Below are 26,135 nucleotides of genomic sequence, written 5' to 3'. Positions count from 1 at the left end.
TGCTGAATTCAATTCTCTGCGCGCTTTTAGTGGATACACTAAAGCTGTAGTTTACAGAAAAGTGCGGTTTCGGTCTACCGCATATGTGCCTCTAAAACATGGGATTGCGACAGGTCAGCCGTTGCAGCGTCCTCACCAATGCCACCGCGGGGCAAACCCGCCTCTACAGAGCACACCGCACAACCCTGCAGGAGCGGGCTTGCCCGCGATGATGCCGCCGCAACGCCGAACCTCAACGCAGCTCCAGCACATCCTGCATGTCGTACAGCCCAGGCTCGCGCCCATCCAGCCACAGCGCCGCGCGCACCGCGCCCTTGGCGAAGGTCATGCGGCTGGAGGCCTTGTGGGTGATCTCGACGCGCTCGCCCTCGGCGGCGAACAGCACCGTGTGGTCGCCCACCACGTCACCGGCGCGCACGGTGGCGAAACCGATGGTCTGGCGATCACGGGCGCCGGTCTGGCCCTCGCGACCATAGACAGCCACTTCCTGCAGGTCACGCCCCAGCGCCTGGGCAACCACTTCGCCCATGCGCAGCGCCGTACCCGACGGCGCATCGACCTTGTGCCGGTGGTGCGCCTCGATGATCTCGATGTCGACTTCATCGCCCAGCACCCGTGCCGCAGTATCCAGCAGCTTCAGGCACAGGTTCACGCCAACGCTGAAGTTGGCGGCGAAGACGATCGGAATCTCCTTGCCCGCCTCGGCCAGCAGCGCTTTCTCTTCGGCCGTGAAGCCAGTGGTGCCGATGACCATGGCCTTGCCCGCCTTGCGGCAGAACGCCAGGTTCTTCAGGGTCACCGAGGGGTGGGTGAAGTCGATCAGCACGTCGAACTCGTCGACCACCTTGGCCAGGTCGCCCGACAGCGGCACGCCGATCCGGCCCAAGGCCGCCAGCTCACCGGCATCGGCACCGACCAGGGTGCTGTCCGGGCGGTCGATCGCCGCCGTCAGGCCCGCCTGGGGCGCCTGCTGTTGCACAGCCTCGACGAGGGTCTTGCCCATCCGCCCTGCCGCGCCCACTACCGCAATACGTCGCATAGCCTGTTCCTTGTCAGAGATCGCCGAAGAAGCGCTTCACACCCTCGAACCAGCCACTGGCCTTGGGCGAATGGGAGCTGTCGCCTTCGAGCGAGTCACGCAGCTCTTCGAGCAGCTCGCGCTGGCGGCGGCTGAGGTTGACCGGGGTTTCCACCGCCACACGGCACAGCAGGTCGCCAGCCGCGCCACCGCGCACCGGGGCCACGCCCTTGCCACGCAGGCGGAATTGCTTGCCGGTCTGGGTGCCTTCGGGGATCTTCAGCTTGACCCGACCGTCAAGGGTCGGCACTTCCAGCTCGCCACCCAGGGCGGCGTCGGTGTAGCTGATCGGCACTTCGCAGTACAGGTGCTTGCCGTCACGCTGGAAGATCGAGTGCTCGCGCACACTGATGACCACGTACAGGTCACCGGTCGGGCCACCATGGGCACCGGCCTCGCCTTCGCCGGAAAGGCGGATGCGGTCGCCAGTATCGACACCCGCCGGCACCTTGACCGACAGGGTCTTGTATTCCTCGACACGGCCCTCGCCATGGCAGGCGGTGCACGGGTCGGTGATGATCTTGCCTTGGCCATGGCAGCGCGGGCAGGTCTGCTGCACCGAGAAGAAGCCCTGCTGCATGCGCACCTGGCCGATGCCGCCGCAGGTCGGGCACGTCGACGGGGTCGAGCCCTTCTTCGCGCCGCTGCCGTCGCACGGCTTGCAGTTGACCAGCGTCGGCACACGGATGTTGACCGTGGTGCCGCGCACCGCTTCTTCCAGGTTCAGCTCCAGGGTGTAGCGCAGGTCGCTGCCGCGCTGGGCACCGCCGCGCGAGCCGCCACGGCCGCCACCAAAGAAGTCGCTGAAGACATCGCCGAAGATATCGGAGAAGTTGGCGCCGCCGAAGCCGGCACCGCCGCCGCCCATGCTCGGGTCGACACCGGCGTGGCCATACTGGTCGTAGGCCGCGCGCTTGCTGGCGTCGGAGAGTACTTCATAGGCCTCGTTGGCCTCCTTGAATTTCTCTTCCGATTCCTTGTCGCCCGGGTTGCGGTCGGGGTGGAATTTCATCGCCAGGCGGCGATAGGCCTTCTTGAGGTCACCTTCGCTGGCGCCACGCTCGACACCCAGGACCTCATAAAAATCACGCTTTGCCATAGGTCATTTGCACTCTTGAGGGCGTTCGGCATCTGTGCGCCGTGCCATCAGCACCTGCCGCCAACACACGCAATGCGCCCTGACAGATGCTGGAAATAATTCCCGTGTTCCAGACACGCCAACGCGGGAGCAAGCCCCCGCGCGGCGACATCCTAGCAGTTCACCGGCAAAAGACGGTGAACCGACCGACAACGTGCAGAGATTACTGCTTGTTGTCTTTCACTTCCTCGAACTCGGCGTCAACCACGTCATCGTGCTTGGCTTCCGGCTCGGCCTGCTGCTGGGCGCCGCCCTGTGGCTGCTGTGGCTGCTCGGCGTACATCTTCTGGGCAACCGGCGCGGAAACCTTGGACAGCTCCTCGACCTTGGCGTCGATGGCCGCCTTGTCGTCGCCCTTCAGGGCAGCTTCCAGGGCAACCACGGCCGCCTCGATGGCCGCCTTTTCCTCAGCGGTGGCCTTGTCGCCAGCGTCGACGACCATCTTGCGGGTCGAGTGGACCAGCGCGTCACCCTGGTTACGGGCGGCAGCCAGCTCTTCGAACTTGCGGTCTTCCTCGGCGTTGGCCTCGGCGTCACGCACCATGCGCTCGACTTCCTCGTCGGACAGGCCGGAGTTGGCCTTGATCACGATCGACTGGGCCTTGCCGGTGGCCTTGTCCTTCGCGCCAACGTGCAGGATGCCGTTGGCGTCGATGTCGAAGGTCACTTCGATCTGCGGCACGCCACGTGGAGCTGGCGGAATGTCGGCCAGGTCGAACTTGCCCAGCGACTTGTTCTGCGAGGCCTGCTTGCGCTCGCCTTGCAGCACGTGGATGGTCACGGCGCCCTGGTTGTCGTCGGCGGTCGAGAACACCTGCGACTTCTTGGTCGGGATGGTGGTGTTCTTCTCGATCAGCGCGGTCATCACGCCACCCATGGTTTCGATACCCAGGGTCAGCGGGCTGACGTCCAGCAGCAGCACGTCCTTCACGTCACCGGCCAGGACCGCGCCCTGGATGGCGGCACCCATGGCGACCGCTTCATCCGGGTTGACGTCCTTGCGCGCTTCCTTGCCGAAGAAATCGGCAACGGCTTTCTGCACCAGCGGCATACGGGTCTGGCCACCGACCAGGATCACGTCGTCGATCTTGCTGGCGTCGATGCCGGCGTCTTTCAGCGCGATGCGGCAAGGCTCGATGGTACGGGTGACCAGGTCTTCGACCAGCGACTCCAGCTTGGCGCGGGAGATCTTCACGTTCAGGTGCTTCGGACCGGTCGCGTCTGCGGTGATGTACGGCAGGTTGACGTCGGTCGACTGGGCCGAGGACAGCTCGATCTTGGCTTTTTCGGCGGCTTCTTTCAGACGCTGCAGGGCCAGGGGATCGTTCTTCAGGTCCATGCCGGACTCTTTCTTGAACTCGTCGACGAGGTAGTCGATCAGGCGCATGTCGAAGTCTTCGCCACCCAGGAAGGTGTCGCCGTTGGTGGCCAGTACTTCGAACTGGTGCTCACCGTCGACTTCGGCGATTTCGATGACCGAGACGTCGAAGGTACCGCCACCCAGGTCGTAGACGATGACGGTGTGGTCGCCCTTGGCCTTGTCCATGCCGTAGGCCAGCGCAGCGGCGGTCGGCTCGTTGATGATGCGTTTTACGTCCAGGCCGGCGATGCGACCGGCATCCTTGGTGGCCTGGCGCTGGCTGTCGTTGAAGTAGGCCGGAACGGTGATGACCGCTTCGGTGACCGGCTCGCCGAGGTAGTCTTCGGCGGTCTTCTTCATTTTCTTCAGGACTTCGGCGCTGATCTGCGGCGGCGCCATGTCTTTGCCGCTGGCTTGCACCCAAGCGTCACCGTTGCTGGCCTTGACGATCTTGTAAGGCACCAGCTTGATGTCTTTCTGCACGACGTCTTCTTCGAAGCGGCGGCCGATCAGGCGCTTCACGGCGAACAGGGTGTTGTGCGGGTTGGTGACGGCCTGGCGCTTGGCCGATTGGCCAACCAGGATTTCGCCATCGTTGGCGTAGGCCACGATCGAAGGGGTGGTACGCGCGCCTTCGGCGTTCTCGATGACCTTGACGTTACCGTTTTCCAGAATGGAGACGCACGAGTTGGTGGTCCCCAGGTCGATACCGATGATTTTGCCCATGTTAACTCTCCCGAAACTTGAATTTGGTGGCAGCGACTACTTTGGCCAACTGCGGTAATACTTGAAGGCTTGACACCTAGATGGGGATGCCCCAGTGGATTTCAAGCCTTCTCATCGATCGATGGCTGGGCGGCTGCCGGCGCGCGGCTGACCACCACCATGGCGGGGCGCAGCAGGCGGCCATTGAGCAGGTAGCCCTTCTGGAACACCTTGAGCACGCTGTTCGGCTCGACCTCGGCGCTTTCCTGCATGGCCATGGCCTGGTGGTGCTCGGCGTTGAAGGGTTCGCCATGCGGGTCGACGGCTTCGAGGTTGTAGCGCTTGAGGGTGTCCTGGAACATCTTCAGGGTCAGCTCGATGCCTTCACGCATCGGCTTGATGTTCTCGTCGTCGGCGCTGGACAGCTCCAGGCCGCGCTCCAGGCTGTCGATCACCGGCAGCAGGTCGCCGGCGAACTTCTCCAGGGCGAACTTGTGGGCCTTCTCGACGTCCTGCTCGGCGCGGCGGCGCACGTTCTGCAGGTCCGCCGCGGCACGCAGGGATTGGTCCTTGGCGGCGGCCAGCTGCTCCTCGAGCACCTGGACGCGGGCACCGAGGTCCTCGGAACCGGCTTCTTCGGCGTTAAGGTTTTTTTCATCCAGCTGTTCGTCAGCCATCGGGTTTCTCCTCCGCAATTTCTGGTGTACGGGCCACGCCCGCCTTGTTTGCCCGGTATATGGGGTCGGAAAAACCAGCTTCAAGGGCCAAGGCCGTTTTCAGTGACCGCCAGGCGGGCTTGGCAGCCCGGAAAAAAGTACTGTATAAATAACCAGACATCACCCCTCGGGAGCGGCCCTCATGCTGGTGCACCTGTCCATCCACAACTACGCCATCGTCGAACACCTCGACCTCGAGCTCGCCCGCGGCATGTCGGTGATCACCGGCGAAACCGGCGCCGGCAAGTCGATCATGCTCGACGCCCTGGGCCTGGCCCTGGGCGACCGCGCCGACAGCGGCGTGGTGCGCCCCGGTGCGGACAAGGCCGACCTGCTCGCCACCTTCGACCTGGTGGACATCCCCGAGGCCCGCACCTGGCTCGCCGAACGCGACCTGGAAACCGACGGCCCGTGCATCCTGCGCCGGGTGATCACCGCCGAGGGGCGCAGCCGTGGCTATATCAACGGCACGCCCTGCCCGCTGGGCGACCTCAAGGCGCTGGGTGAACTGCTGATCGATATCCACAGCCAGCACGAACACCAGTCGCTGCTCAAGACCGACACCCACCGCCGCCTGGTGGATGAATACGCCGGCGCCATCGACCTGGCCCGCCAGGTGCAACTGGCCGCCCAGCGCTGGCGCCAGACCCGCCAGGAGCTGGAGCGCCTGTCCAACTCCGGCGACGAGCAACGCGCGCGCCACCAACTGCTCAGCTACCAACTCGAAGAGCTGGACAACCTGGGCCTGGGCGAGAACGAGCTGGAGCAACTGGAGCAGGAGCACAAGAACCTGACCAATGCCGAGGCGCTATTCGGCATCTGCCGCCAGGTCATCGACCATTGCAGCGAGAGCGACTCGGGCAACGTGCTCAGCGCCCTCACCGCCAGCCTCAACCGCCTCACCGCCGTGCACAACGCACCCAAGGCGCTGGGCGAGGCGGTGAACCTGATCGCCAGCGCGCAGATCCAGGTCGAAGAGGCCGTGGGCGAACTCAACCGCTTCCTCGACCATTTCGATGCCGACCCCCTGCGCTTGCAAACCCTGGAGGAACGCCTCGACACCATCTATACCCTGGCGCGCAAGCACCGCGTGCACCCCACCGAGCTGCCGTTTCTGCAACAGCGCCTGATGGAAGAGCTCGAAGGGCTCAACGCCAGCGACGAATCCATCGAGCGCCTGGGCGAGGAACTGGCCGCCTACGCACAGCACTATAAAGAGAGGGCCAGTGAGCTCAGCGCCCTGCGCCAGCAAGCCGCCGCACAGTTGGCAGTGGCGGTGGAGCAAGAGATCCAACGCCTGGGCATGCCCGGCGGGCGCTTCTGCATCGAGCTGTCGCCCAACGAGGGCGGCGAGCTGTCACCCCACGGCCTGGAACAGGTCGAGCTGCTGGTCAGCGCCAACCCCGGCCAGCCGCTCAAGGGGCTGGCCAAGGTGGCGTCGGGGGGCGAGCTGTCGCGCATCAGCCTGGCCATCCAGGTGATCACCGCGCAAACCTCACGCATTCCAACCCTGGTGTTCGACGAAGTCGACGTCGGCATCGGCGGCCCTACCGCGGAGATCGTCGGCCAGCTACTGCGCCGCCTGGGCGAGCGCGGCCAGGTGCTGACCGTGACGCACCTGCCGCAGGTGGCGGCGCAAGGGCACCATCACCTGTTCGTGCACAAGGTGCGCAACAGCGACACCACCCACACTGCCGTGGCCAGCCTGGGCAAACGCGAGCGCGTCGAGGAAGTGGCACGGATGCTGGGCGGGATCGACCTGACCAAGGAGTCCCTGGCCCATGCGCGCAAAATGGTCGTAACAGGCAAAGCCTGACCCCAAAGACCACATCTCCCCCTGAGCGGGGTTGCCCGCAATGACGCCCGACCAGGCGCCTCCGTTGCCCTGCCGGACGTCATCACAGGGCGAGCCCCTTACAAAGGCAGCGATCAGCCAGAAAGCACAAAGGCGACCCGAAGGTCGCCTTTGCTGTCTTAACGATCGAAATCGTTACTTTTTCTTACGCACATACAGGACCAGGTTATGGTCCACGAGCTCGTAGCCATGCTCGGCCACGATCTCACGCTGACGACGCTCGATTTCCGCGTCCATGAATTCGATCACTTCACTGGTGTCCACGTTGACCATATGGTCGTGGTGGCCACCGTCCGCCAGCTCGAATACCGCGTGACCGCCATCGAAGTTGTGGCGAACCACCAGACCCGCCGCCTCGAACTGGGTCAGCACGCGGTAGACGGTCGCCAGACCGACATCCTCGCCAGCCTCCATCAGCGCCTTGTAGACATCCTCGGCGCTCATGTGACGCTGCTCGGTGGAGTCGAGCATCTGTAGGATCTTGACTCGAGGCAGGGTCACCTTGAGACCGGCTTTGCGCAATTCGCTATTTTCAACCATGGTCAGCTTTCTCGCCGATGCTGCTTCGCAGCTTCTCTTAATACGGGTATGATCGGGGTTTACGTTGTCCAGCCAAGATAGTGGAAGTCGCCCACCGATGCAAAACACCAAGCTCTTGCTAACCAGCCTCACCCTCGTGGGACTGCTCGCACTCGCCGGTTGCTCGTTTCCCGGGGTTTACAAAATCGACATCCAGCAGGGCAATGTCGTTACGCAAGACATGATAGACCAATTGCGCCCCGGAATGACCCGACGGCAAGTAAGGTTTATCATGGGTAACCCTCTGTTGCAGGATACCTTCAACACCAATCGCTGGGACTACCTCTACAGCCTGCAACCCGGTGGCGGCAAACGCCAGCAGGAGCGCATGAGCGTGATCTTCAACGACAGCGACCAACTGGTCAGCCTGTCGGGCGACTTCATGCCAGGCGTCAGCAAGGACCAGGAAATCCTCGGCGGCAGCGGCGACACCACGGTCAGCCCGGCCACCCAGCCGAACCAGCCGCAGCAACAACCGGAGAAACCGGCCAAGCCCGGCTCGCTGGAAGACTCGATCCAGCGGGAGATCGACACCATCGAGACCACGCCGGTACCGACCCCGGCACCGCTGGACACCTCGCCGCAGTAAGGGCGATGGCTATGAAAAAGCCCGGACCATGGTCCGGGCTTTTTGTTGGGCGCTGGAGGCGTGGCACGACCATCTCGGGGCGAGCCCACTCCTACAGGGGAGCCGCGTCGCTCTCACGCCTGGCGTGCGGCCCTGGCCTTTGCAGCTCTCTGCTTGCGCGCTTCCTTGGGGTCAGCCAGCAAGGGGCGGCGCACCGAAACCCCAACCGGCACTTCGCACGCCAGCAGCTACTGGCGCTCGGGCAGGAGCGCCTCAGCCATTGAGCTGCTTGGCACGCTGGCAGAAGGCATCGACCAGGGTGTTGGCCGCCTGGTTGAACAGCGGCCCGAGGGTCGCACGCACGATCGGCCCGGCGTAGTCGAACGACAGGTCCAGGCTGATCTTGCAGGCCTTCTCGCCCAGCGCCTTGAACACCCACACGCCATGCAGCTGGGTGAACGGCCCCTCTTCGAGGTTCATCTCGATCGACTGCCCCGGCACCAGCACGTTGCGCGTGACGAACTGCTGGCTCATGCCGCCCTTGGCCACCTCCAGCTTCGCGCGCATGTGCGTGTCGCTGGCCTCGATCACCGTCGACGCCGAGCACCAGGGCAGGAACTTCGGGTAGCTGGCCACATCGTTGACCAGATCGTAGAGCGCCTGGGCGGGGTACGGCAGCAGGGCGGAACGTTGAATATGGGTAGTCATCCAGGCGTCACTTCCAAACGGGGCGGCAGCGCCTCTCGACGCTTCGGAACGGTTCCGTTCAACGGAACACGGCCTGCATTGTCCGGGATTCATCCTACAGGCTCAAGCGCACCGAAACCCCGTAGCCGAGGACGTGGCGACTGCCTATAATGCCGCCCCTATGGCTAAACAAAAGAAACATCCGACCGGGACCATCGCGCAGAACAAGAAGGCGCGACACGATTACTTCATCGAACACAAGTTCGAGGCCGGGCTGGTCCTGTCCGGCTGGGAAGTAAAGAGCCTGCGAGCCGGCAAGGCGCACCTCACCGACAGCTACGTGCTGCTCAAGGACGGTGAAGCCTGGCTGTTCGGCAGCCACATCACCCCGCTGACCACCGCCAGCACCCACGTCATCGCCGACCCCACCCGCACCCGCAAGCTGCTGCTGAACAAGCGCGAGCTCGAGCGCGTGGAAGCGGCCGTGGCGCAGAAGGGCTACACCTGTGTGGCCCTGGCGCTGTACTGGAGCAAGCACCTGATCAAGTGCGAGATCGCACTGGGCAAGGGCAAGAAGGAATTCGACAAGCGCGACACCCAGCGCGAGCGCGATTCCAACCGCGAGATCCAGCGCGCGGTGCGCAATAAAGGCAAGGACGAGTAATCCCAGCCGTTACGCACCCCTTGTAGGCGCGGGCTTGCCCCGCGATGGCGTCAGACCGGGCAACGTCATTGCCCCGGATGGCCCTATCGCGGGGCAAGCCAGCCCCTACAGAGGGCGGCGGCGTCAGCGGCCGTTGCGCCGCTCTGCCCGTGCTTCCCGCTGAGCCTGCTGCTGCGCTTCTTCCAGCACTTCCTGCACATACAGGATGTGCCGGCTCGACACCTCCCGCGCATCGTCCGCGCGCCCCTCGACAATCGCCTCGTACAACTCGCGGTGCTGGCTGATCAGCATGTCGCGGGTCTCCGTGCGTTGCTGGTACATGCCGCCGATATTGGTCACCACGTTGCGCTTGAGCAGGTCGAACAAGCCACGGATGGTGTGCAACAGCACGGCATTGTGACTGGCCTCGGCAATCGCCAGGTGGAAGCGCGCATCGGCCGCGCCCTCCTCCGCCCGGCTCACTTCATCGACCCGGGTGTAGCAGTCCTGCAGCGCATCGAACGCCGACTTCAGCCGCTCACGGTCCGGGCCGGTGGCGCGCTGGGCGGCGTAGTAGGCGCATGACGCCTCCAGGGTGTGGCGAAACTCCAGCAGGTCGCGCTGGGCATCGGCATTGCGCTCGAGCAGCTGCAGCAGCGGGTCGCTGAAGGTCGACCCCAGCGCCTCGGCCACGTAATTGCCCCCGCCTTGGCGGCTGACCAGCAACCCCTTGGCCACCAGCTTCTGGATCGCCTCGCGCAACGACGGTCGGGACACGCCGAACTGCTCGGCCAGCGCACGCTCGGCCGGCAGGCGCTGCCCGGACGTCAGCGTGCCTTCGAGAATCATCCCTTCCAACCGGTCGACGATATCGTCGGACAGGCGCCGTTGGCGGACCTGATCAAAAACCATCACATGCTCTCCACGAACCCCGGGCGAATCCGGGGCGTCTAGTTTGGCGCATCCGCGTCACGCAGACACCCATCAGCCCGCGTTTTTCAACGCACCACAGCCACCCGCTCATCGGCATCCGACCAAAGTTTGCCTCGGGACAAATTGACACACCCACGACGGGGCTTTTAACCTAGCGACCAGCCATTGTAAATTGGTATTACCAATTATCCAATGCCAGTGCTGACCAACAACAATTAGGGGTCACCCCATATGCAAACCTGGCAACAACTCTACACACCGCTCGGTAGTCTCGGCCTGTCCGCGCTGGCGGCGGTCATCCCCATCGTGTTCTTCTTCCTCGCCCTCGCCGTGTTCCGCCTCAAGGGCCACGTCGCCGGCAGCATCACCCTGGCCTTGTCGATCCTGGTGGCGATCTTCGCCTTCCAGATGCCTGTCGACATGGCCTTCGCCGCCGCCGGCTACGGCTTCCTCTACGGCTTGTGGCCGATTGCCTGGATCATCGTCGCCGCGGTGTTCCTCTACAAACTCACGGTCAAGAGCGGCCAGTTCGAAGTGATCCGCAGCTCGGTGCTGTCGATCACCGACGACCAGCGCCTGCAAGTGCTGCTGATCGGGTTCTGCTTCGGCGCGTTCCTCGAAGGCGCCGCCGGCTTCGGCGCACCCGTGGCGATCACCGCCGCGCTGCTCGTGGGCCTGGGCTTCAACCCGCTGTACGCCGCCGGCCTGTGCCTGATCGCCAACACCGCGCCGGTGGCCTTCGGCGCCCTGGGCATCCCGATCATCGTCGCTGGCCAGGTGACCGGCATCGACGCCTTCCACATCGGCGCCATGACTGGCCGCCAGCTGCCACTGCTGTCGCTGTTCGTGCCGTTCTGGCTGGTGTTCATGATGGACGGCGTGCGCGGCGTGAAGGAAACCTGGCCCGCCGCGCTGGTGGCCGGCCTGAGCTTCGCCGTGACCCAGTACTTCACCTCCAACTTCATCGGCCCAGAGCTGCCGGACATCACCTCGGCCCTGGCCAGCCTGGTCGCCCTGACCCTGTTCCTGAAAGTCTGGCAGCCCAAGCGCGCGTTCACCGAAGCCAAGGGCAGCGTCGGCGCCGCCGTGGTCGGCCGTGGCGGCAGCCAGCCCTCGCCCTACAGCCTGGGCGAGATCTTCAAGGCCTGGTCGCCGTTCCTGGTCCTCACCGTGCTGGTGACGATCTGGACCCTCAAGCCCTTCAAGGCGATGTTCGCCCCGGGCGGCGCGATGTACAGCTTCGTCTTCAACTTCGCCATCCCGCACCTGGACCAACTGGTGATGAAGACCGCGCCCATCGTCGCCACCCCGACCGCGATCCCGGCGGTGTTCAAGCTCGACCCGATCTCCGCCACCGGCACCGCGATCTTCATCTCCGCGCTGATCTCCATGTGGGTCTTGAAGATCAACTTCAAAACTGGTCTTACCACTTTCAAGGAGACCTTCTGGGAGCTGCGCTGGCCAATCCTGTCGATCGGCATGGTGCTGGCCTTCGCCTTCGTCACCAACTTCTCCGGCATGTCCTCGACCATGGCCCTGGTGCTGGCCGGCACCGGCGCGGCGTTCCCGTTCTTCTCGCCGTTCCTCGGCTGGCTGGGCGTGTTCCTGACCGGCTCCGACACCTCGTCCAACGCCCTGTTCGGTTCGCTGCAGGCCACTACCGCGCACCAGATCGGCGTCAACGACACCCTGCTGGTGGCGGCCAACACCAGCGGCGGCGTGACCGGCAAGATGATCTCGCCGCAGTCCATCGCCGTGGCCTGCGCCGCCACCGGCCTGGTCGGCAAGGAATCGGACCTGTTCCGCTTCACCGTGAAGCACAGCCTGTTCTTCGCCACCATCGTCGGCCTGATCACCCTGGTCCAGGCCTACTGGCTGACCGGTATGCTGGTTCATCACTAAAGTGAAAGGGGCCGGGCGCACCGAAGCGCCCGGCACAACCCTCAACCCACGCAGCGAGCACCCATGATCATTTCCGCCTCCACCGACTATCGCGCCGCGGCCCAGCGCAAGCTGCCCCCCTTCCTCTTCCACTACGCCGACGGCGGCGCCTACGCCGAGCACACCCTGCGCCACAACGTCTCGGACCTGGCCGGCATCGCCCTGCGCCAGCGCGTGCTGAAGAACATGGCCGAGCTCAGCCTCAAGACCGAGCTGTTCGGCGAGACCCTGAGCATGCCCGTGGCCCTGGCCCCGGTCGGCCTGACCGGCATGTACGCCCGCCGTGGCGAAGTGCAGGCGGCCCGCGCGGCGGCGGCGCACGGCATTCCCTTCACCCTGTCCACGGTCTCGGTGTGCCCGATCGAGGAAGTGGCCCCGGCCATCGACCGGCCCATGTGGTTCCAGCTGTACGTGCTCAAGGACCGCGGCTTCATGCGCAACGCCCTGGAGCGGGCCAAGGCCGCCGGGGTCAAGACCCTGGTGTTCACCGTCGACATGCCCGTGCCCGGCGCCCGCTACCGCGACGCGCACGCCGGCATGAGCGGCGCCAACGGCCCGCTGCGCCGCGTGCTGCAAGCCATGACCCGCCCACAATGGGCCTGGGACGTCGGCGTGATGGGCCGCCCGCACGACCTGGGCAACATCTCCAAATACCGCGGCAACCCCACGGGCCTGGCCGACTACATCGGCTGGCTGGGCGCCAACTTCGACCCGTCGATCTCGTGGAAAGACCTGGAGTGGATCCGCGACTTCTGGGACGGCCCGATGATCATCAAGGGCATCCTCGACGCCGATGACGCCCGCGACGCGGTGAAGTTCGGCGCCGACGGCATCGTCGTCTCCAACCACGGCGGCCGCCAGCTCGACGGCGTGCTGTCCAGCGCCCGCGCCCTGCCGGCGATCGCCGACGCGGTGAAAGGCGAGCTGAAAATCCTCGCCGACTCCGGCATCCGCAGCGGCCTCGACGTGGTGCGCATGATCGCCCTCGGCGCCGACAGCGTGCTGATCGGCCGCGCCTTCCTCTACGCCCTGGCCACCCACGGCGAGGCCGGGGTGAAGAACCTGCTGGAGTTGTTCGAGAAGGAAATGCGCGTGGCCATGGTGCTGACCGGCGCCAAGTCGATCAGCGAGATCACCCGCGACTCGTTGGTCCGCGAACTGGGCGCCTGACGCCCGCACGAAATACCGCCTGATAGCCCGGGGCCGATCGCGCGCGAGACGCGACGGCCCCCGAGGAGACTGCATGACCCTGCCCGCTGCGTTCCTGCGTGATGTCGAGCGCCTGATCCCCGCCGAGCGCCGTTTCGACGACCCGACCTCGACCCTGGCCTTCGGCACCGACGCCAGTTTCTACCGGCTGATTCCCCAGCTGGTGGTGCGCGTGGAGTCCGAAGACGAAGTGGTCGGCCTGCTGCGCCTGGCCCAGCGCGAGCGCGTGCCAGTGACCTTCCGCGCCGCCGGCACCAGCCTCTCCGGCCAGGCCATCAGCGATTCGGTGCTGATCGTCCTCGGCGACAGCTGGAACGGCCGCGAGATCCGCGGCCAGGGCGAGCAGATCCGCCTGCAACCCGGCGTGATCGGCGCCCAGGCCAACGCCTGGCTGGCCCCCTACGGGCGCAAGATCGGCCCAGACCCCGCCTCGATCAACGCCTGCAAGATCGGCGGCATCGTCGCCAACAACGCCAGCGGCATGTGCTGCGGCACCGCGCAGAACACCTACCACACCCTCGCCGGCCTGCGCCTGGTGCTGGCCGACGGCACCCGCCTCGACAGCGAAGACCCGGCCAGCGTCGCCGCCTTCCAGCACAGCCACGCCAGCCTGCTCGACGCACTCGCCCGCCTGGGCCGCGAGACCCGCGCCAACACCGAACTGGCCGACCGCATCCGGCACAAGTACCGACTGAAGAACACCACCGGCCTGTCGCTCAATGCGCTGGTGGACTACGACCAACCACTCGACATCCTCCAGCACCTGCTGGTCGGTTCCGAAGGCACCCTCGGCTTCATCAGCGCAGTGACCTACGACACCGTGCCCGACCACCCGCACAAGGCCAGCGCGCTGCTGGTGTTCCCCAGCGTGGAAAGCTGCTGCAAGGCGGTGACCGTGCTCAAGCGCCAACCGGTGTCGGCGGTCGAGCTGCTGGACCGCCGCAGCCTGCGCTCGGTGCAGGAAAAGCCCGGTATGCCGGCATGGGTCAAGGGCCTGTCGGCCAATGCCTGCGCGCTGCTGATCGAATCCCGCGCCGCCAGCCAGGGCCTGCTGCACGAGCAGTTGGGGCTGATCATGGCGTCGATCGCCGACTTCCCGCTGGAGCAACAGGTCGACTTCAGCGAAGACCCGGCGGTGTACAACCTGCTGTGGAAAATCCGCAAGGACACCTTTCCCGCCGTCGGCGCCGTGCGCCAGACCGGCACCACGGTGATCATCGAGGACGTCACCTTCCCGGTCGAACTGCTGGCCGAGGGCGTCAACCGCCTGCTGCAACTGTTCGACAAGCACCGCTACGACGAGGCGATCATTTTCGGCCACGCGCTGGAAGGCAACCTGCACTTCGTCTTCACCCAAGGCTTCAACAGCGCTGCGGAAGTGGCGCGTTACCAGGCCTTCATGGACGACGTCGCGCAGTTGGTGGCGGTGGAGTTCGGCGGCTCGCTCAAGGCCGAGCACGGCACCGGGCGCAACATGGCGCCGTTCGTGGAACTGGAGTGGGGCCACGACGCCTACCAGCTGATGTGGGCGCTCAAGCGCCTGCTCGACCCGAACGGCATCCTCAACCCCGACGTGGTGCTGAGCGAAGACCCCGACATCCACCTGAAGCACCTCAAGCCGCTGCCCGCCGCCGACGAAATCGTCGACAAGTGCATCGAGTGCGGCTTCTGCGAACCGGTGTGCCCGTCCAAGGGCCTGACCCTCAGCCCCCGCCAGCGCATCGTCATGTGGCGCGACATCCAGGCCAAGCGCCGCGCCGGCGAAGACACCCGCGAGCTGCTGCGCAGCTACCAGTACCAGGGCCTCGACACCTGCGCCGCCACCGGCCTGTGCGCCCAGCGTTGCCCGGTCGGCATCAACACCGGCGAGCTGGTGAAGAAGCTGCGCGGCGAGGCCGCCGACCACACCCGCACCGCCGACTGGCTGGCCGAGCACTTCCACGCGGCCCTGCGCGGCGCGCGCCTGACCCTCGCCGTCGCCAACGGCGCCCGCAAGCTGCTCGGCGCCCCGCGCCTGGGCCGCCTGAGCGGCAGCCTGAACAAAGCCAGCAACGGCCGCCTGCCGCAGTGGACACCGGCCATGCCGCAGCCGCTCAAGGCCATCGACTTCGGCCCCGCCAGCAACGACGCCCGCCCCCGCGTGGTGTACATGGCCGCCTGCGTCTCACGGGTGATGGGCCCGGCCTACGCCGACCGCGAGCAGAGTTCACTCATGGAAAAGACCCGCGCGCTGCTGGAGAAAGCCGGCTACCAGGTGGTGTTCCCCGGCAACGCCGACAGCCTCTGCTGCGGCCAGCCGTTCGCCTCCAAAGGCTATGCCGAGCAGGCCGAGCACAAGCGCCAGGAACTGATCGCCGCCCTGCTGCACGCCAGCCGCGGCGGCCTCGACCCGATCTACTGCGACACCAGCCCGTGCACCCTGCGCCTGGTGCAGGACCTGGCCGAAACCCGCCTGGACCTGTACGACCCGGTGCGTTTCATCCGCACCCACCTGGTCGACAAACTGGAGTTCACCCCGCAGGACGAGCCCGTGGCCGTGCACGTCACGTGCAGCACCCAGCACCTGGGCGAGAGCCAGGCGCTGATCGACCTGGCGCGGCGTTGCAGCAAGCAGGTGGTGGTGCCCGAGGGCATCCATTGCTGTGGCTTCGCGGGCGACAAGGGCTTCACCACGCCGGAGCTGAATGCCCATTCGCTGCGCAGCCTGAAGGGTGCGGTGCAGTATTGCAGCGAAGGCATTTCCACCAGCCGCACCTGTGAGATCGGCTTGTCGAGCCACAGCGGCATCGACTACCACGGCTTGGTGTACCTGGTAGACCGCGTAACACGCGCCCGCAGCGCCTGAACACGAGCCCGCCCCACAGCTACCCCGCCGCTCTCATGAACGGCGCGCGGTCCCTGTAGAAGCGGGCTTGCCCCGCGATTGCGCCCGCATAACTACCTCCCATCTTCCGTCAGACATTTCCCAACCTGAGACCAAATGCTTCAGGTCCGCCCGATTTGGGATCTATCCTACGCCCACTGCCGACCTTTCTCCGTTGTGGAAAAAGCACCCCGGGAATAACGTCCCAGGGTCGCCACGATTGGCGATCAGGGTGTGAGAACCCTGTAAACATGTTGGCAGCCCTCTATGGCGGCCGTGCGCGGGCAGGCTTCGGTCTGGCCGGGTTTTCCCATGTTTACCGGTTTCTCACCCCGCACACGGCTGCCACCCTAATCCCGTGAGAAGGACCAGGGTTCCAGCCCCGCCGACAAACTGGGAGATACACCATGGACAAGCTCGTCCCCGACCCGCCTTACAAACCCTCAGCCATCTTCTCCATCCACCCCACTCTCCCCGCCATCGACGCCCTGGCCCACGCCAGCGAACTCGCCAAAGGCATCGAAGACACCCTCGACGAATACTGTTGCGCCAACGCCGGCGAGCCCGGCCTGGGCATGCTGGTGAACGCCGCCCACACCACCCAGATGCTGCGCGCCCTCCTGGAGCACATCGCCAAACACCCCTGAAAGAAACCGCCCCTCCTGTAGGAGAGAGCTTGCCCCGCGATTGCGCCAGCCCAGACAACACCATTGCCCCGGCCAGCCCAATCGCGGCCCCCACACCCCCAATCACCCCGATGGAACCCTCGCGCAAGCCCCACAGTCCACCCCATAGGCCCACCTTCCAGAGGCCTCACGAGGAGACTCCCATGAAAGGTACTGCGCTTTCCGCCCTGTTCGCGGCCGCAACCCTGCTGGCCTCGCCCGTATTCGCCGCCGACGACCTGTGCGCCATGAACCTGCAGCAGATCGACGACAACATGGCCACCGCCGGCGCCACCTCCGAAGGCCTGGACAAGGCCCTCACCGAGCACGTCGACCAAGCCAAGGCCGCCCAGGCCAAAGGCGACACCAAGGAGTGCATCGCCATTACCAGCAAGGTGCTGGAGCGTTTGGAGAAAACCGAGAAAGGCAGCGGCAGCAGCAGTGGCACTTGAGCCGTGCCGTGCCAACGGGCGGCGGCACAGCTGTCGACGCCGCCCGCTTGAAGGCGTATACTCCGCCTCACGTGCCGCGAGGTGCGTCAGCTAGAGCTGAGTGTGGGGCCGATTAGGATTCGACGCCGGTAGCGAAACTCTAGGTGCATGCCGAGTTGGTAACAGAACTCGTAAATCCACTGTTGCAACTTTCTATAGTTGCCAATGACGAAAACTACGAGGGCTACGCTCTCGCTGCGTAAGCAGCTGAGCCCGCTCTCCTGGTAGCTTCGGCTCCAGCAATCACCAGGGGATGCCTGTAAACCCGAAGTGATTGTCATACAGAACAGGATCGTCGTGTAGCACGTTGGGGGCAAAGCGACTAAAACTTACCCAACTCGTCCAAAGCACCCTGCCCGTCGGGCGGCTGCGGATTAACTCAGTAGACACGGCTAAGCATGTAGTACCGACAGCGGAGTACTGGCGGACGGGGGTTCAAATCCCCCCGGCTCCACCAAATGATCAATCAAAGACGTCCACGGACGTCTTTTTTTGTGCCTGCAATCCAGTAAATACGCGGCCTCCAGCGCTTTTGCGGCGTTCTGAGATTTTTGAGTTTCTATCGTTTCGGTATTCCAGACCAATCCGATGCTAATCGTTGGAATACCAGTACCTAGGCTCTGTGTGAAAAAACGATCGTGTCCCAGAAAGTGGTGTAACTCATCATGGCTCTGGCCACTGAGTTTGCCGTTTTAGTTGATCACGGCCGACAGCTTGGCCTGTGGATTATCGCTGACAGCCTCGAAGGCCTCCAACTGCATGTAACGTCGTTGCAGGCACCACTCGTCGTTCTGCTCCAGCAGCATCAGCCGCGTGATGGCCGGATCGTTGGGGAAAATCCCCACGACATCGGTGCGGCGCTTGATCTCGGCGTTGAGCCGTTCGAGTGGGTTGGTGCTGTGCAACTGCTGTCGGTGCGCCTTGGGAAAGGCCATGTGCGCCAGTACTTCATCCTCGCAGCCATCCATGAGTGCCGCGATCTTGGGGTATTTCTTGCGCAACTGATCAGCGAGCAAGCGCCATTGCTGATGACATTCGGCGCGGCTGTCCTGGGCGAAGACCGTGCGCAGCAGCGCCGCCACCATGGTGCGCTGGCCTTTGCCGACGTGGGCCAGGGCGTTGCGCATAAAATGCACACGGCAGCGCTGCCAGGTTGCGTGGAAGACCTTGGAAACAGCCGCCTTCAAGCCTTCGTGAGCATCAGAGATGACCAGCTTCACACCCCGCAAACCCCGACGCATCAAGCTGCGTAGAAAGTCTGCCCAGAATGGCTCAGCTTCGGAAGGACCTACTCGCATGCCCAGGACCTCACGGCCACCATCAGTGTTCACGGACACGGCGATTATTACCGCGACCGAGACGATGCGCCCGGCCTCCCGCACCTTGACGTAGGTGGCATCGATCCAGAGGTAGGGCCAGTCACCTTCAAGCGGGCGATCAAGGAAGGCATGAACGCGCTCATCGATCTCACCGGCTAGCCGTGACACCTGGCTTTTGGAGATCCCGGTCATGCCCATGGCCTTGACCAGTTCGTCCACCGAACGGGTTGAAACGCCCTGGATATAGGCTTCCTGGATCACGGCTGCCAAGGCTTTCTCGGCGGTGCGTCGGGGCTCAAGAAAGCCTGGAAAGTAGCTGCCTTGGCGCAGCTTGGGAATCTTCAGGTCAACATCGCCAGCGCGGGTTTGCCAGAGGCGATCACGGTAGCCGTTGCGGCTGTTTGTCCGGTCTGTGCTTTTGACATCGAAGCCGGCACCGCACAGGCCTTCGACGTCGAACTCCATCATGCGCTGGGCAACGAACTGGATCATTTGCTTGAGCAGATCTGCGTCTGCCCCTTTCTCAACCAACTCGGTCAATGCGATAGTGGGCTTGGTCATCGTGGTTTCTCTGGTGAAGGTTAAGTCCGCAAACTCAACGTTAGCCAAGAACCACGATGACCAACCTCTTTCGCCCACAGGGCGCCTTCGGCTGGTTCGGTTACACCACTTCCCGGGACACGATCCCAAACCAGATCTTTACCACTTGCACTTCGAACATTTCGGTGTTGGTTCGCAAACATTCCCAGCCACAAGCAGAATGGCCGTTGCGCAGAACAAAAACGGTTATGACCCACTTTTCCCGACTGGCGCATGCAAAGTCGTAGGCAGCGCACGGGCAGCACGGAGTTCTTCCGCGATAATGGTCGCCTGCTGCAGAGCAGCACTGTCAAGAAACGAAGCGTTCAGATCGAACGTGATGGCAGCGTCGTCGGAGCTTTCTTTTATCGCATAGGGCCCGAAGAGGATGTCGTTGCTTCCCTCAACATGTGGCTGGAAACGTGAAATGGGGTTACGGCTGTCGTTTCCATTGTGTATCGCAATCGCGGAACCATTGTCGCTGTACATGCTACGCAGGGCGGACGGATCGCGCTTGCCGCTAAGCCATTGCTGGGGCGTGAAAAGATCGCCGTCCATTATTAGGGGCACGCGCATGATGTAAAGAACCTCGCCCGCTTCATCGAGCCTGCTGAACGTCGCCTCATAGTCCGGCTGCTTGCCCAACACGCAGTCGATGTCGACCTGCACGTCGAAGAAGGCCACTTTGCCAGCATGCGCTCGCACGTCATAGAGGAAATCCAGAAGTTTCGGGCTGCTACCTTGATCAGCCGCGGTAGGGCAGAACGTATACCAGCCGGAAATGACGGGCATCTCCACACCTGCCACTGCTGGGGTAATAGATGGATCCGCCTGGCTCGGTATTGCTTTCGGGGGATTGTTTGCTGTCCTAGAGCCCGACACTTGTGATCCAGATGGGGGTGCGCTGTCAACTGTAGGATCCTGATATAACAAAGCCCATAATCTAGGCACGGTGTACCCTGATAACGTCGCCACCATACTCGGCAGATTTAGCAACGCGGTTAGCGTGGTGAGGGCGACAATAACGCCGGCTATGATCCGCCGGCCCCACGACGGCTTGGTACAGATCATTTTCGGGCCGCCGGGTAACCGGCCACGCAAACAGAGCGCCCAGCTTCGAAGTTTGAGCCAACGCATTCGCAACCGGTCGGAGTGATAAGCCGTCTGATCTACGACGCTGGATGCACGGCAGCAACGGGCGAAGTCGTGCACAGCTCGATCGAGCCATTTACCTGCGATTGCATCTGCCGGACTATCGAAGAAGCCCCAGAAAAGTGGTTTCCCTGCGCGCCGGGACGTTTCGTAAGGGTAGATTAAGACCGCGACGTGGCCAAACCGGGCGTCCTGCGACAACACGAGTGCCGCACCGCCTTCCATCTGGAGACTGCCGTCGTCGTTCGCCGGTATCGGGTGGTTACCGGCGACCAGTTGGATCGTCCGTCGATCATCGTCACGATGTACGTACAGATACTCGAAATAGTCGTGTCGTGCTTCCTCGGCGGCAGCGCGCATATGCTGTTCAATGACTGGGGCGTTCTTGGCCCAGATACGCAGGCGAGTCTGCGGTGTTTGCCGCCCAACAAAGATACTCATCAAGTCCTCGATTTTTTGCATCGGATCGGTCCTGCGCGGAGGCGTGATGCCAAAGCGAACAGGTAATCAGCTTGTAGCCGGCTCATACATCGTGTTCACTGCGCTATTGTAAATGCCACTACGGTGCCAGCACCGCTTTATCCATCTTTAATGAGCCCAGGGAATCATGGCCGAGACGATAAACATCGCGAAAATGGCAGAAAAGCTGTCGAAGGGAATTTTCAACGAGTTTCTCTGGGGGCGCATGGAGCACACCAACATCAATTGGCCGTGCGAGGATCAAGGAGCCCACGAGGTCAAGACCCATCCCTCCGATGTCGTCTTTTGGTATAACGAACCGTACTCGCAGTCTCGCACCTATGTGAACTGCGACCTCAAGAGCTACGCGAAGGGCACAATCAAAACACAGGCCATCCGGGAGGCAATCGAGAGCCTAGCCATGAGCCTGCGGTGTGCCGAGATCAGCCAGGAGTTCAGCGACACCTACATCCATCCGGATGTGTCGGCGAACATCCAGGGACTGCTTTTCGTCTACAACCACGATAACGAGTATGACAAGGACTTCGCCAAAATCCTTGAAAAGGTAAAATGCGAAGAGTTGGACATCCCGAAAGGCTCTAAGATCGTTGTGATGGGCCCTGAGGATATTTACTGGCTGAACAACGTTCACCACGAGATTATCCACCTGCGCGGCGGTGCCGGTCTACTACCAGAGCGGGATTACTGCAAGTTCTACTATCCCCATCTGGTTCGCAAGAAGAACGTCCAGCTCGAACATGCCAAGGCTGCGACGCTAGATATGTTGACCGCGCCCTGGATCATTTTGTCCTACGTGAACCCAAAGAAGGGAAGCAAGCAAGGCTTCGTGATCTTCATGCGCAAACGGGGAATCACAACCGATGAGTTTCTCTACCTTATTGAGTACCTGATGCACTACCAGGTGATCAAGGCCGAAACAGAAGTCACGATCCGCTTGGTTGACCCGCACCAAAACGCTTCTGCTAATTTCGCCAAGGCAAAAGACCAGTACATCACTGACTACCAGGGCGGGGACGATCTCAGACAGATACTGGATGCCATTGACTTCGGCAAACTTGAACACGTACGCACCACCTTCTGTGAACTGGAGCTTTCCCGCCAATGATCAAAAATGCGCTTCAGTACTGTGCGACGGACAAGGAAATTCACGACGCGTTGATGTCGGCCAAGCAAAAAATCAATGAAAAGGTTCTGCTTGAGCTCGCAAAGGACAGGGGGATTTTCTACTCCGCCAAGGACAGCCGGGACGACCTAGTGAGTGCAATCTCTCTCCTCCCCCACGACTATCATGATCTGAATACCCTATTGGAACAACGGGAGCACTCCGGCCGGCAGGAAAAGCTCACCTCAGTGACGCTGCCAACCGCGCTAACCGTGGAAGGAATTCGGGAAGTGCTCCGGGAATACATTGAGGAGTCTCCCGAGGACGAGAGGGTCACGCAGCAGATAAAGGACGGCAACCAAGTCGTCGCCAACATTAAGTACTCCGATGTCGACTACGGCAAAACACGGCTCGTCCAGCGCACACCTAAAGAGGCCTCGATCGAGTTCCACGTCTCAGCGGACAAGACGGTCATTCGGATGCCTGCCAACGATCGTGTGAAAACCATTTACTCCAAGCTCAAGGACAAGCTGGATACGAAGGCCAAAGCTGAAATCCCCGCCATCCGCATCGAGCTCGGCGAGTTCCAGTCCCCTGCCCTGCGCACAGAGTTCTTTACATCCCTGATCAGCAATCTCGCGGGTTTCTCATTGAAGAACGTAACCAGCGTGAAGGTGGAGCGCTTGCCCCAAGAACCTGAGGAGGACGAGCTCGACCTAGACGATGACCAAGAAGCTGAGGTGGCCAAAGAAGAGGCATTGGCGCTGGTCAAGAACGTCGCGCTGAAAGGCGAGACACTGCTAGCGTCCGAGGAGTACCAGAGCCTGACCAAGAAGGGTTTCTTTATCACCTCGATTATCTGGCGCTCCGTACTGCACAAGGCACCACAGCCAATGGTTGAATTTGAGGCAGCGTTTGAGGAGCCGATGCAAGGAAAAGGTTTCAAGTATTTCGTCCGAGGCGCCTACCGGCTGGTAGAACTCGAGTACACCAAGACGATCCGACCGGTCACCGCCGGAGACAAAGAAACCTATCTGGGCATCATCGAAGAAACCGCTGCGAAGGTTATCAAGGAACTCAGAGTGCAAGCTCAAGCAGGCGCTGAAACGCAAGGAGAGCCAGCATGAACAGGGTGAGGTGGCTGAATGCTCAATGGCCTTCGTCGATTCGATCGGTAGGCAAGAGGCTAATCGACATGCCATTTACGGAGGAGAGAATGGATGGCTTCGCTATCGAGCGAATCAGAGATGACTTCATCGAAGGGCGTTACATCGAAAAGTACAGTTACCAGGAGGTGATATCGACCCCTTTTGGAAGTGAAGAGGTGCTTGATCGAATTGGGTACCGGACGACGGAGTTCACGCTTTTCGATTCGCCTCCCCATATTGAGCTCAGAAATTACCAGCGCAGCCTAAAGGAACTGATCAGCCGCTTGCTTGAAGCCTGCAGTTTCAATTTGGTAGTGACGCCTCCTTCGGTGAACCTGATCGACTGGGTCGCGGCGCTCCAGGAGGCGGTGGATCATGCAATCATCGTCGACTCGCTCCAAGTCTCTGGTGTCGAAATAGACGAAGGAGTGACTGGGAAAATTTTGCTCAAGGGGGCAAAAGATGTGCGCGATGCCACTGATCTCCTTCTGGCCGGCCGGAAACATGTGCTGGAAAAAGTCCAAGTAAAATTTACAGACCTTAACAAGACCGTTTCCATCCAGCTGTCCAACAAAGGCACCGCGAAGCTCCCTGCGGTGCTACCGAACGATCTTCTACGTCATCTGCGAACGTCCTTTCCTTGCAACATCAGCTGAACAGCCGGCAAATGCCGCTAGAAGAGGGATACCGGCCCGATAGAGAATAGAGTGCAGTCCAGTCAAACCTACGCAAGTGATCGAGGACTGCTTTTGGCCGGTTCCTACCCGGTGTTTCTGAGCGGGAATGACTAGTTAGCAATCTACAAACCAGTTGTAAAACCGATACCCCGCGAAAACTGACACCGCGCATGTGGCTAGGCTCAATAAAGGCCATTTTCCTTCAACGCCCAGCCACCACTGCACTTTGAACAGAAACGCTCCCATCAACACACAGGCTAGAACGCCTAGTGCCAGGCCAACCAACGCAAATAGCCGAGCCCCTAACCCTGGATTTCCGCCGTGCCAATTCTCACTCAGGCAAAAGGGGCAGTGATTGGACGAAGACGAATATCCCCAGAAACCACGACTATATATCGCTCTCGGAACCATCGCTTTGCCACAGTTGTGACAGGTAGCCATCGAGTGGCTCATACCGCACCTCAGCTCAAATCGTTCTAGATGAGCCCATGGTGCGCTACCGAGGAAAAAACCAAACTGCGTGACCTGACATCTACCCAGCACCCAGTGCTGAGCAGGTCTCAAACCCTCGCATCCAGATAACCGAGGTTATGCAGTACACCGACCGACTCCATTGAATACTCGCCGGTGGCTGACTGGCCTCGCCCGGTTGCAGAACGACAATTACAGACGCCAGTTCAACTCCTCAAATAGCCGTTCATCGGAAATACCAGCGTGGGGGCCCTTATGGGGGCATCCAATAGAAAAAAAAGAAATAATTCCATTTACAACAACAGGTTACGCAAATATTTTTAACCCCCCCGGCTCCACCACCTTTCTTACACAAGCCCCATTTTATGGGGCTTTGTGCTATCTGGACCTTGCATTTTTGCCGGTTGTTCGGAGTTTCCCTAAACCAAAATATGAGCTTTATTTGCGAAATACCACACTAGCGAGAACCCCATCAGCATTACCCGAAGTAGTAGTGATTTCACTTGCGACACCTAACGTCAAAAATCACCATAGCCGAAGACGTCCAGTGTATTGTCTTACTGGGCGTCTCCACGCTTGAATGGACTGCAACACCCTGCCGCCTTTTCTATTATTGCGCTATCTGTTTCTTCCTCGCCGCTTGTTATATAGTGCTCCATTACTTTTGCTTTCAGCCTTACCGTGGAGTCAATAACAATTTCATTCAACCAATGAGCCAAACTATCAATTGACGTAGCCGATAAATAAAGCTTTCTATCCCCAAATCGGTGCAACAATCTATGCTTTCTTGCGTCAAACCTGGTAATGAGACCGCCTGTATGGACAATTGAGTGTCTTATCTGCCACATTAGTCGAATACGTTCAGACTGCCCGTTAGAGTACAAGCAAAAATCAGGAAATAAGACTTTAAAATACTGATTTACTTTCTCAGGGTCATGCCATCCAGGCATGGCTTCGGAAATTAACCATCCAGGCTCCCATTCATTTGAACCATCTACTAATATTGATTCAATGGTTGGAGCGCACCCTACTTTTCGAAGTCTCTCAGCTATGCTTGCGCTGTCATACGAACTAAAGAAAATCGATGTATTTAAAACCTCAGCGAATTGCCTTCTAATATATAGTTCAAACTGCCCCATGGCGTATGAATAGAGAGAGCACAACAAAATTTGCATAGACTCAGTATTTTGAGCAGCTCTTGACGCAGCATCTCTAATAAGAGACAAATCTTCCAAGAACGCAGTGGCATGCGACTTATCTATACACTGAGACTCCCACGTGGAGTTTTGAGTGTCTATTATCTCATTTATGTCTATATCCATAGTCATCGATACCTCTCTGTTTTACACAACTATAAATAGACACCAACTGGTGCATAACTCCCTGAGCGGGTGTGGCGTATAACATTTCTTGCTCCTCTCGCTATCTGCGTCTAGGCCGAGGTTTTCAGGGTGCCAATGAGCGTATAAGGGAGTTATACACCATGGATAGGCAGCCTCGTTTGCTCGACCAAGCGTGGGTGCAAATTCACCTGCGACACTACTCGATCCTCACGGAGCGTGTCTATTGCGAGTGGGTTACGTCGTAGGCAGGAATAGGTCTGCCGAGGTCGAGACATCTTATGCAGGTTTCGCAGTGTGTGGCTGCGTCTTTACCAGCACCCAACACGAGGCACTATCTGCTCTGATCCTGACCGTCAGCTATTGGCGACGGGGATTCCAGAACCACTTTTTAAACAGAGTTTTTTTCAAAAAAATAGTGGCTTAGTAGATTAAT

General features: G+C 61.3%; 21 protein-coding genes and 1 other RNA gene. 12 read left to right on the top strand and 10 right to left on the bottom strand.

The window, feature by feature from the left end:
* Positions 1-232 precede the first annotated feature (232 nt).
* From dapB to grpE, 4 genes are all read right to left on the bottom strand, one after another.
* Complete coding sequence (dapB, locus tag P0Y43_RS08740) at positions 233-1,039, bottom strand: 4-hydroxy-tetrahydrodipicolinate reductase (protein ID WP_275636905.1); 807 nt, start codon at positions 1,037-1,039, stop codon at positions 233-235.
* A gap of 13 nt (positions 1,040-1,052) precedes the next feature.
* Entirely contained in the window at positions 1,053-2,177 is a 1,125-nt protein-coding gene (gene dnaJ, locus P0Y43_RS08735; protein WP_275636904.1) for a molecular chaperone DnaJ, read from the bottom strand.
* A 202-nt stretch (positions 2,178-2,379) separates the two neighbouring features.
* The gene (gene dnaK / locus P0Y43_RS08730) at positions 2,380-4,302 is read right to left on the bottom strand and encodes a molecular chaperone DnaK (protein ID WP_275636903.1); all 1,923 of its coding nucleotides are present in this window, start codon (positions 4,300-4,302) and stop codon (positions 2,380-2,382) included.
* A 101-nt stretch (positions 4,303-4,403) separates the two neighbouring features.
* On the bottom strand, positions 4,404-4,958 hold the full coding sequence (grpE, locus tag P0Y43_RS08725) for a nucleotide exchange factor GrpE (RefSeq protein WP_275636902.1): 555 nt from the start codon (positions 4,956-4,958) through the stop codon (positions 4,404-4,406).
* Between the two features lie 181 nt (positions 4,959-5,139).
* Between grpE and recN the strand changes: the two genes are divergently transcribed.
* The gene (gene recN / locus P0Y43_RS08720; protein WP_275636901.1) at positions 5,140-6,813 is read left to right on the top strand and encodes a DNA repair protein RecN; all 1,674 of its coding nucleotides are present in this window, start codon (positions 5,140-5,142) and stop codon (positions 6,811-6,813) included.
* 174 nt (positions 6,814-6,987) lie between these two features.
* On the opposite strand, the gene fur is transcribed toward recN, so the two are convergent.
* Positions 6,988-7,392, bottom strand: coding sequence for a ferric iron uptake transcriptional regulator (gene fur / locus P0Y43_RS08715; protein WP_275636900.1), 405 nt, complete (start codon positions 7,390-7,392; stop codon positions 6,988-6,990).
* Between the two features lie 97 nt (positions 7,393-7,489).
* On the opposite strand from fur, the gene P0Y43_RS08710 reads away from it, so the two are divergent.
* The gene (locus P0Y43_RS08710; RefSeq protein ID WP_275636899.1) at positions 7,490-8,020 is read left to right on the top strand and encodes an outer membrane protein assembly factor BamE; all 531 of its coding nucleotides are present in this window, start codon (positions 7,490-7,492) and stop codon (positions 8,018-8,020) included.
* Positions 8,021-8,272: 252 nt separating this feature from the next.
* On the opposite strand, the gene P0Y43_RS08705 is transcribed toward P0Y43_RS08710, so the two are convergent.
* On the bottom strand, positions 8,273-8,707 hold the full coding sequence (locus tag P0Y43_RS08705; RefSeq protein ID WP_275636898.1) for a type II toxin-antitoxin system RatA family toxin: 435 nt from the start codon (positions 8,705-8,707) through the stop codon (positions 8,273-8,275).
* Between the two features lie 160 nt (positions 8,708-8,867).
* Between P0Y43_RS08705 and smpB the strand changes: the two genes are divergently transcribed.
* A complete protein-coding gene (smpB, locus tag P0Y43_RS08700) occupies positions 8,868-9,350 on the top strand; it encodes an SsrA-binding protein SmpB (RefSeq protein WP_275636897.1) in 483 nt (160 codons plus the stop codon).
* A 123-nt stretch (positions 9,351-9,473) separates the two neighbouring features.
* Here smpB and P0Y43_RS08695 read toward each other — a convergent pair whose 3' ends face one another.
* On the bottom strand, positions 9,474-10,241 hold the full coding sequence (locus P0Y43_RS08695; RefSeq protein ID WP_275636896.1) for an FCD domain-containing protein: 768 nt from the start codon (positions 10,239-10,241) through the stop codon (positions 9,474-9,476).
* A gap of 252 nt (positions 10,242-10,493) precedes the next feature.
* On the opposite strand from P0Y43_RS08695, the gene P0Y43_RS08690 reads away from it, so the two are divergent.
* From P0Y43_RS08690 to ssrA, 6 genes are all read left to right on the top strand, one after another.
* Positions 10,494-12,164: a lactate permease LctP family transporter gene (locus P0Y43_RS08690; protein WP_275636895.1), complete on the top strand. Its 1,671-nt coding sequence runs from the start codon at positions 10,494-10,496 to the stop codon at positions 12,162-12,164.
* A 63-nt stretch (positions 12,165-12,227) separates the two neighbouring features.
* A complete protein-coding gene (gene lldD / locus P0Y43_RS08685) occupies positions 12,228-13,373 on the top strand; it encodes an FMN-dependent L-lactate dehydrogenase LldD (protein WP_275636894.1) in 1,146 nt (381 codons plus the stop codon).
* 73 nt (positions 13,374-13,446) lie between these two features.
* A complete protein-coding gene (locus P0Y43_RS08680; protein WP_275636893.1) occupies positions 13,447-16,257 on the top strand; it encodes an FAD-binding and (Fe-S)-binding domain-containing protein in 2,811 nt (936 codons plus the stop codon).
* A gap of 425 nt (positions 16,258-16,682) precedes the next feature.
* On the top strand, positions 16,683-16,922 hold the full coding sequence (locus tag P0Y43_RS08675; RefSeq protein WP_275636892.1) for a hypothetical protein: 240 nt from the start codon (positions 16,683-16,685) through the stop codon (positions 16,920-16,922).
* 182 nt (positions 16,923-17,104) lie between these two features.
* Entirely contained in the window at positions 17,105-17,392 is a 288-nt protein-coding gene (locus P0Y43_RS08670) for a hypothetical protein (protein ID WP_275636891.1), read from the top strand.
* Between the two features lie 104 nt (positions 17,393-17,496).
* Positions 17,497-17,888: a transfer-messenger RNA gene (gene ssrA / locus P0Y43_RS08665) on the top strand.
* A 235-nt stretch (positions 17,889-18,123) separates the two neighbouring features.
* Here ssrA and P0Y43_RS08660 read toward each other — a convergent pair.
* Positions 18,124-19,311, bottom strand: a complete 1,188-nt coding sequence (locus P0Y43_RS08660; RefSeq protein ID WP_275636890.1) for an IS256 family transposase — start codon at positions 19,309-19,311, stop codon at positions 18,124-18,126.
* A gap of 225 nt (positions 19,312-19,536) precedes the next feature.
* Positions 19,537-20,943: a hypothetical protein gene (locus P0Y43_RS08655; RefSeq protein WP_275636888.1), complete on the bottom strand. Its 1,407-nt coding sequence runs from the start codon at positions 20,941-20,943 to the stop codon at positions 19,537-19,539.
* 145 nt (positions 20,944-21,088) lie between these two features.
* On the opposite strand from P0Y43_RS08655, the gene P0Y43_RS08650 reads away from it, so the two are divergent.
* From P0Y43_RS08650 to P0Y43_RS08640, 3 genes are all read left to right on the top strand, one after another.
* Positions 21,089-22,066: a hypothetical protein gene (locus tag P0Y43_RS08650; protein ID WP_225790291.1), complete on the top strand. Its 978-nt coding sequence runs from the start codon at positions 21,089-21,091 to the stop codon at positions 22,064-22,066.
* Entirely contained in the window at positions 22,063-23,190 is a 1,128-nt protein-coding gene (locus P0Y43_RS08645; RefSeq protein ID WP_225790292.1) for a hypothetical protein, read from the top strand. Before P0Y43_RS08650 ends, P0Y43_RS08645 begins: the two co-directional genes overlap by 4 nt.
* Before the next feature lie 89 nt (positions 23,191-23,279).
* A complete protein-coding gene (locus tag P0Y43_RS08640; protein WP_275636887.1) occupies positions 23,280-23,867 on the top strand; it encodes a hypothetical protein in 588 nt (195 codons plus the stop codon).
* A 1,049-nt stretch (positions 23,868-24,916) separates the two neighbouring features.
* Here P0Y43_RS08640 and P0Y43_RS08635 read toward each other — a convergent pair.
* Positions 24,917-25,687: a hypothetical protein gene (locus P0Y43_RS08635; protein ID WP_275636886.1), complete on the bottom strand. Its 771-nt coding sequence runs from the start codon at positions 25,685-25,687 to the stop codon at positions 24,917-24,919.
* Between the last annotated feature and the right edge of the window lie 448 nt (positions 25,688-26,135).

The organism is Pseudomonas entomophila (genome assembly GCF_029193575.1).
Taxonomy (GTDB): Bacteria; Pseudomonadota; Gammaproteobacteria; order Pseudomonadales; family Pseudomonadaceae; genus Aquipseudomonas; species Aquipseudomonas entomophila_G.
The sequence above is the reverse complement of the archived record's forward strand: the minus strand, read 5'-3'. Positions and strand labels throughout refer to the sequence as shown.